This is a genomic window from Methylomagnum sp. (genome assembly GCF_054333355.1).
The window spans coordinates 1-8,042 of sequence record NZ_JBTEKS010000201.1; the positions used below are offsets into that span (position 1 = coordinate 1).

The following is an 8,042-nucleotide window of genomic DNA, read 5'->3' on the forward strand; positions in this document are numbered from 1 at the left end:
CGACCAGCGGGCCGGATCGTGGGCTGAAGCCCACTCCCACGGACACCGGCATCGCCATCATCGGCCTGAGCGGGCGTTATCCCCAGTCCGACGATCTGGATGCGCTCTGGGAGAATCTGAAAACTGGCCGGAACTGCATCACCGAAGTCCCCCCGGAACGCTGGGACGCCAGCCGGTTCTACGACCCGGAGAAGGGCAAGCTGGGCAAGAGTTGCAGCAAGTGGGGCGGCTTCATCCGCGATGTGGATAAGTTCGACCCGCTGCTCTTCAACATCCCCCCGGTGGAAGCCCGAACCATGGACCCCCAGGAGCGGCTGTTCCTGGAAACGGCCTGGCAGACTTTCGAGAACGCGGGCTATCCTCGGGCGCGGCTGCGGCAACTCCAGGATGAACACGGGTTGGGCATCGGCGTGTTCGTGGGGGCCATGGCGTCCCAATATTCCTACGTCCATCCCGATCACGACACGGGCGCCCTGTACTCCATGATCCACCACTGGACCATCGCCAACCGGACCTCTTATTTCTTCGACTTGCGGGGGCCGAGCTTCGTGGTGGATACGGCTTGTTCTTCGTCCTTGCTGGCCTTGCACATGGCCTGCGAAAGCATCCGCCGGGGCGAGTCGCTGATGGCGGTGGCGGGCGGGGTCAACCTGCTGCTGCATCCCAGCAAGTACCTGGGACTCAACCAAATCGGCGTGCTGGGTAGCCAGCCCCGCAGCCGTAGTTTGGGGCTGTCCGATGGCTATGTGCCCGGCGAAGGCGTGGGCGCGGTGCTGCTCAAGCCCTTGGCCCTGGCCGAACGCGATGGGGACCGCATCCTGGGCGTGATCCGGGGCAGCTTCGCCAACCACGGCGGGGCGACCAATGGCTTCGGCGTGCCCAACCCGAAGGCGCAGGCCGACTTGATCGTCCGCGCCTTGCGGAACGCCGGGGTGGACCCCCGCACCCTCGGCTATGTGGAAGTCGCCGCCAATGGCTCGCCGGTGGGCGACGCCATCGAAATCGACGCGCTGAACCGGGCCTTCCAACAGTTCACCGACGAGCGGCGGTTCTGCGCCATCGGCTCGGTGAAGGCCAACATCGGCCATCTGGAACCCGCTTCCGGCATTTCCCAGTTGACCAAGGTGCTGCTGCAATTGCGGCATGGCAAGCTGGTTCCCAGCATCAACGCCGAACCGGCCAACCCGGATGTGAACCTAGCGGATTCGCCCTTCTACCTGCCCCAACAAACCGGCGAATGGCCCCGCCGCGTGCTGCGGGAAAACGGCGCGGAGGTGGCCTACCCGCGCCGCGCCGCCATCAATTCCTTCGGCATCGGCGGCACCAATGTTCAGTTGATTGTCGAGGAATACCCGGCCTCCGCCCCGGCTGCGGAAGACAGCCCCACCGCGACGGGAAATGTCCTGTGCTTTCCGCTGTCGGCCCGCGATTCGTCCGCCCTGCGGCGACAGGTGGCCGGACTGCGGGCCTATCTGGGCAAGATTGAGAATGTCTCCCTGGACCGGCTGGCCGGGACGCTGCAATCCCACCGCGAGCCGCTGGCGGAACGCCTCGCCATCCTGGCCCGCACCGAAGCCGGATTGCGCCAAGCCCTGGATGATTATCTGGCCGGGTTCAACGATCCCGCCGCCTACACCTTGTACGCGGGACGCCGGGAATTGCATCCCGCTGCTTATGATCCCCTCGCCGCCCCGGACCTCCCGGCCCGGCTTGAAGCGCTGGTGGACGCCGGGGATTGGGAGCGGATCGCGGCCCTGTGGGTGCGGGGGGCCAACGTGCCCTGGCCGCAGACCGGAACGGGGACACCGCTGGAATTGCCGACCTATCCCTTCGAGCGGCGGGTGTGCTGGTTTGCCGAGTCGGCGCTCACAATTCCTAAGCCCGCCCCGGAAGATTTTCAAATCGGTGATAGGGGCGAATTTATTCGCCCCCTGGGGAATGATACGGGGCGAATGAATGCGCCCCTACAAGCTCAGCCGGCGACTAAAACCAAGAACACACTAGAAAGCCTGACCCATGTCGTCGCCGAATTGCTGGAACTGGAACCCGCCAAGCTGGACCCGGCGGAGCCGCTGCTGAGCTACGGCATCGACTCCATTGTCTTGATGCGGATCAGGAATCGCCTCAAGGAAAGCCACGGCTTCGACCTCAATCCCGCCCGCATGGCCGAGTTGAACACCCTGCAACGGCTGGCGGAAGCGCTGGCGGCGGCGGGCGGCGATGCCGCATCCACAACCGTCTCCACTAAGTTGCGGGACATCCGCCTGCCCCTGGATGGCGAACCGGAAGCCCCCCGCACCGAGTCCGAAATCGAGCGCCTGATTGCCGAACTGGTGGGCAAAGGCATCGCGCTGGATGCGCCCGGCGGCGAACTGCGCTTGCGGGGCGCCGAGTCGACCTTGGACACGGCTACCCTCGCGGCGGTATCCGGGGCCAAGGGAACGCTGGCCCGTTATCTGGCGGGCCGGTCATTCCAACCCCTGTCCGCCTGCCAGAAGCGCTATTGGACGCTGTCCCTGTTGCAGACGCAGAAGTCGGCCTACATCAACCCCATGTCCATCCACCTCACGGGCGAGTTGGACGTGGCCGCGCTGGACCAAACCTTGCGTCTCGCCATGGACCGCAACGAGGTATTGCGGGCGGTGTATCCGTCCCTGCACCGCCAGCCCGTACAGGTCATCGCGCCGACGCCCTGGCGGGGCGACATCCCGGTGGAGGATTTTTCCGCGCTGCCGGAAGCGGAAGCCCGCATCCGTTTGGACTACCTCATGACCGAGGAAAGCACCACGCCCATCAATCCTAAGACCGGCCCCAATGTGCGCTTGCGCCTAGTCCGCTTGGCCGCGCACGAGCATGTGTTACTCATCACGGCCCATCATGTGCTGTTCGATGGCTACGCTTTCGAGCCCTTCCTGCGGCAGGTGTTCGAGGACTACGAGGCCCTCCGCGCCGGGCAACAACCCAGCCGCCGGGAGATTGCCCAGTATGTGGAATTCACCCTGGAGGAAGGCCAGCGCCGCGCCAAACTGGCGGACCAGCGCGGCTATTGGCGGGCGGTGCTGCGCGACGCCCCCGGCATCACGCCCCTGCCCCTGGACCGCCCGCGCCCGGTGGCGAACAGCTTTGCCGGGGATTCCATCGTGCGGGTGATTGACGCCCGCCCGGTCGAGGCATTGAAAGGCTGGCTGAGCCGCCGCCCCGCGTCTTTGTTCGTCGGCCTGTTGGCGGTGTTCGCCGTGGTGATGGGGCGCTGGACCGGCGAGCGGCGCTGGGTGGTCGGCACCACGGTGCAGAACCGCGACCGGCGCGACTTCGAGGACGTGATCGGCGACTTCACCAACTTCATCCCGCTGGTGATGGCGGTGGAACCGGGGCAGCGCTTCGAGGACGTGCTGGGACGCACCAAGCATACGGTGGAGCAAGCGTTGATTCATAAGGCGCTGTCCTTCGACGAGATGATTCCCATGGCCCCACGCGGCCCCGCCAACGTGAACCCCATCTACAACATCCACGTCAACCACCTGCCGCCGCACCGCCCGGCGCGGATCAACGACCGGCTCAGCGCCGAGTTCTACAACAACCGCGCCCTCAACCGTAGCGCCATGCTGGACCTGCGCTTCGAATGGTTCGAGGCGCCCGACGGCTTCCACGTCATCTGCGAGTACAACACCGATCTGTTCGAGCGGACCCGCATCGAACGGCTGCTGGGCCTGTTTGAAACAACCCTGGCGGAATTGGCCGCGAATCCGGCGGCGTCCATGGAAGCGGCCCGCGATAACCCGGTGCCACTGACGACGCGGCCCGCCTCGGACCAGCCGACCCAGCCGACCCGCTCGCCGCAATCCATCATGGCCGAGTTGCGGACGGTGTACGCGGAATTGCTGTCCATCGACCTGGAGCGGGTGGGCGATGACGACAGCTTCCTGGCACTGGGCGGGAATTCCATGCTGGCGGTGCAACTGGTGACGGAGATCGAGGAGCGTTTCGTGCCCATCACGGCGGCGGACATCTTCGAGCATTCCAGCGTCCGGCAGATGGCGGGACTGATCGCCGAACGGCTCGGCCTCGCCCGGACCCCGCCGGAAGCGCCGCCACCACGGGAAGCCGCCCCGCCGCTGACCGCTGAGCCGAACCGCCAGGAAACCTTCTACCGGCTGCGCCGATTGAACAAGGCAGGATAAGCATGAACAAGGCCGACATCGCCATCATCGGCATGGCTTGCCGCTTTCCCGGCACCGACAGTCCCGACGCTTTCTGGCAGAACCTCTGGGAGGGCGTGAGCGCCATCCGGGAAGTGCCCGCCGACCGGTGGGACGCGGCCAGCTTCTACGCCACCGACCTCACCGCGCCCGGCAAGGCCGTGTCGAAATGGGGCGGTTTCCTGGACGGGGTGGGCGGCTTCGATCACCGTTTCTTCAACATCCCCGCCGTCGAGGCCAAACAGATGGACCCCCAGCAGCGCTTGCTGTTGGAAGAGGCGTGGCACTGCCTGGAGGACGCCGCCGTCCCTTTGCCTGAGTTGCAGGCCAAGGCGACCGGCGTCTACGTGGGCGTGATGGCGACCGATTACCAACAACTGGCCGCGCCGCGCCTGGAGCAAACCAGCCATTACTCCTGCCTGGGCAATTATTCCGCCCTGCTCGCCAACCGGCTTTCCCATTTCCTGCGGTTGCGCGGCGAAAGCCTTGCCATCGACACCGCTTGTTCGGCGTCGCTGGTGGCCCTGCACACGGCCTGCCGCGCCCTGCGGGAGGGAAGCCAAAATTATGCCTTCGTGGCGGGCTGCAACCTGATTTTGCACCCTTGGAAAACCCTGTCCTTCTCCAAAGCCGGGATGCTCAGCCCGGAAGGCCGCTGCAAGACCTTCGACCAGGGTGCCGACGGCTATGTGGCGGGGGAAGGCGTGGCGGTGATCCTGCTGCAACCGCTGGCGGACGCCCTCCGCGACGGCCACCGCATCCTCGGCGTGGTGAAGGGCACGGCGGTGAACCACAATGCCGGGGCCGCCCACATCACCGCGCCCAGTCTCGCCGCTCAGCAAGCCGCCATCACCGCCGCCGCCCAGGAAGCCGGTATTGGGCTGAACCACATCAGCTATCTGGAAGCCCACGGCACCGGCACGTCTTTGGGCGACCCCATCGAAGTGGAAGCCCTGGCGCGGGCCTTCCAATCCCAGGGCGCGGCCCCGCAAGGCTGCGGCATTGGCTCGGTGAAAACCAATATCGGTCATCTGGAAGCCGCTTCGGGCCTCGCCGGGCTGATTAAAGTCCTGTTGATGATGCGGGCGCGGGCCATCCCGCCAACCCTTAATGTCGAAACCCTCAACCCGCTGATTCCCTTCGAGGCCACGCCGTTCCGGGTCTGCCGGGAGCGGGGACCGTGGGAGGGACCGGAACCGCTGTGCGCGGGCGTCAGTTCGTTCGGTTTCGGCGGGGTCAACGCCCACGCCATTTTGCAGAGCTATTCGCCGCCCGTTCCACAAGCGCAGGCCGAGCCGCTGGACTATCCCCTGCCCTTCCTGCTGTCGGCTCGGACCCAAGACAGCCTCGCCGCGCTGCGGGCCGACTGGCTGCGCTTCACCGCAAGTCCAGATTTCTCCGCGCTGGACACCCGCGATATTTGCCGGACCCTCATCACGGGCCGACAGAGCTTCGAAGTCCGGCAAGGCGGATTCGTCCGAAACCAGGACGACATCCTGGCCCTGCTGCGCGACTGGCCGTCGGCACCGGAATCCAGCCCCATGCGGCCCGGCGCGTGGGCGTTGGCTTTCGGGGACAAGATGCCCGGCCTGGACTTGGCCCAGGATGCCGACAGCGTCTCCGGGCCGGGACCGTTCTCCGTTTGGCGGGAGTCCATGGTCACGGGTCACAAGGCGTTGCGGGCCGCGCTGGCGCAAGGCCCGGTGGCGGAATCCCGACTCGCCAAGGCCAACCGGCTGGTGGCGCAATGGGCCTTCTACCAGTTTGTGCGGGATGGCGGCTTCCGGCCCGCGCTGTTGGCGGGCCGGGGCACGGGCTTCCTTACCAGCGTGGTGGGCGCGGGGTCGCTGTCTTTGGAAGCGGCCCTGGCCTTCCTATTGCGGCGCGACCACGACAGCCCGCAACGCTTGAAGCGCCCGGTCCTGCCATTCTTCGATCCGGTGGCCGGAACCCTCCGCCGCCCGCTGCGGGTGGATGCAGATTACCTTAGGGAACTGGCCGCAACCGCCCAAGTTGATGAGGCCATCGACCGGCATTGCCGCGACAAAGCCCTGGCCCTGTGGCAACACCAACGGACCTTCAAAAGCTATCTGGATCAGTGGCACGAGGCGCTGCACAAGGTCGGTTCTTCCGTGAGCGCCCTGCTGACGGACGAGGCGGAGAGCCACCCGCGCTTGCTGCGGGTGGTGGTCATCGCCAGTTGTCTGCGACGGCTGGGGGATAAATGGGACTTGCGGACCGGGGCCGAACGGCTGGCCGCGCCCGTCGCCGAGTTGGTGGATTGGGTGGCCGACGATGCCCTGAGCAAGGATGAGGCGCTCTTGTGGTTGAGCGGCGGGCCGGTTGATTTGGACCGCCTCGCCGCCGCCATGGAAGCCGCCAAGCACAAGCTGACCCGCCCCGGCCCCTTGCTAGCGGCCCGCAACACCGGCTTGACGGAAATCGCCGACGTGGCCGATTGGCTGCGGCGGGGAGAGGCGCTGTCCGAGGTGGAAATACCCGCCGCCTATCCCGCCCTGCTGGCTATCGGTGAGGACGCGCCGACCTGTCGGGACGCCAACCTGCTGGCCCTGCCCCGCCTCGCCGATGAGGATATTGAACAAGCCCTCATGAATTTATGGCGGCGCGGCGTCGATTTGGATTGGGCGAAAATCGTCCCGCCCGAGCCGCACACCCCGCTGAGCCTGCCGAAATATGCCTTCCAGCGGGAGCATTTCTGGCTGGATGAACCGCAGGTGTCGGCACGCCCAACCGCGCCGGAGGCGGAATCCATCGGCGGCATCAGTTTTCTCGAACCCGTCTGGGTCCGGGACGACGCGCCCGAACCGCCCGCCGGGCCGGACGCGGCGTTGCGGCTGATTTTCGCGGACAGCGCGGGCCTGCATGAAGCCTTGGCGCGGCGGCTGCGGGCCGCTGGCGTCGCGCCCGTGACCATTCTGCCGGGGGCCGAATTCGGGCGGATCGACGCTCACACCTACGCCTTCAATCCCGCCGACGCCGCCGATTACGAGCGCCTTCTGGCCGACTTGAAGGCGGACGGTCGGCTGGTCGGCATGGTCATCGTCCATTATTTGGCGACGGGCGGCTTGTCATCCCCGCTGTTGGGGCATCGTGGGAGTGGGCTTCAGCCCACGACAGATGGCCCGGATCGTGGGCTAAAGCCCACTCCCACCGTGAATATTCTCACCGCCAATGATCTGGAGGCGATTCAGGAACGCGGCGTCATCGCCTGCTTCCTGTTGGCGAAAGCCCTGGCCCGCTATTCGGCGGGGGTGAATTGGCGGCTGTTGGCGGTGACGCGGGACGCTTGGGCGGTGCGGGAGGATGACCGCGCCTTGGGGTTCGCCCACAGCGGCCTCGCGGCCTTGTTGGGCGTGGTGGCCGAGGAAAATCGCCGGGTCGCGGCGGTCGCCGTGGACTTGGCCGAAGAGGCTTCCCCCGACGAAGCCGCCCGCTTACTGATGCTGGAGGAGCGGGACTCGAGGGAAAGCTGCCGGGTCGTGGCATATCGCGACGGCGAATGCTACCGGCGGACGCTGCGCCCGCTGTCCGGCCTCGCGGGCCAAGCGCCGATGTTGAAGCGGAACGGCGTCTATCTCTTGGCCGGGGGGCTGGGGGCGCTGGGGTTCCGCATCGGCAGCCTGCTTGCCCAGCGCGGCGAAGCGACCTTGATTCTGGTCGGGCGCTCGCCGCTGGATGCCGGGAAAGAAGCCAAGCTCCGGCGCTTGAACGAGTTGGGGGCGGAAGTGGCCTACTTCCCCGCCGACGTGGGCGACGTGGCGCAAATGGCGGCGGTGCTGAACCTGGTGCGGGCCGAATATGGCCGTTTGGATGGCGTAATTC

At 66.5% G+C, this 8,042-nt stretch carries 2 protein-coding genes; both read left to right on the top strand.

What is annotated here, in order from left to right; all coding sequences use genetic code 11:
* On the top strand, positions 1-4,181 hold a 4,181-nt coding region (locus ACXWUF_RS14530; protein WP_458495366.1), incomplete at its 5' end, for a beta-ketoacyl synthase N-terminal-like domain-containing protein.
* A 2-nt stretch (positions 4,182-4,183) separates the two neighbouring features.
* Positions 4,184-8,042 (top strand): type I polyketide synthase (locus ACXWUF_RS14535; RefSeq protein WP_458495367.1); only part of this gene is annotated, 3,859 nt, incomplete at its 3' end.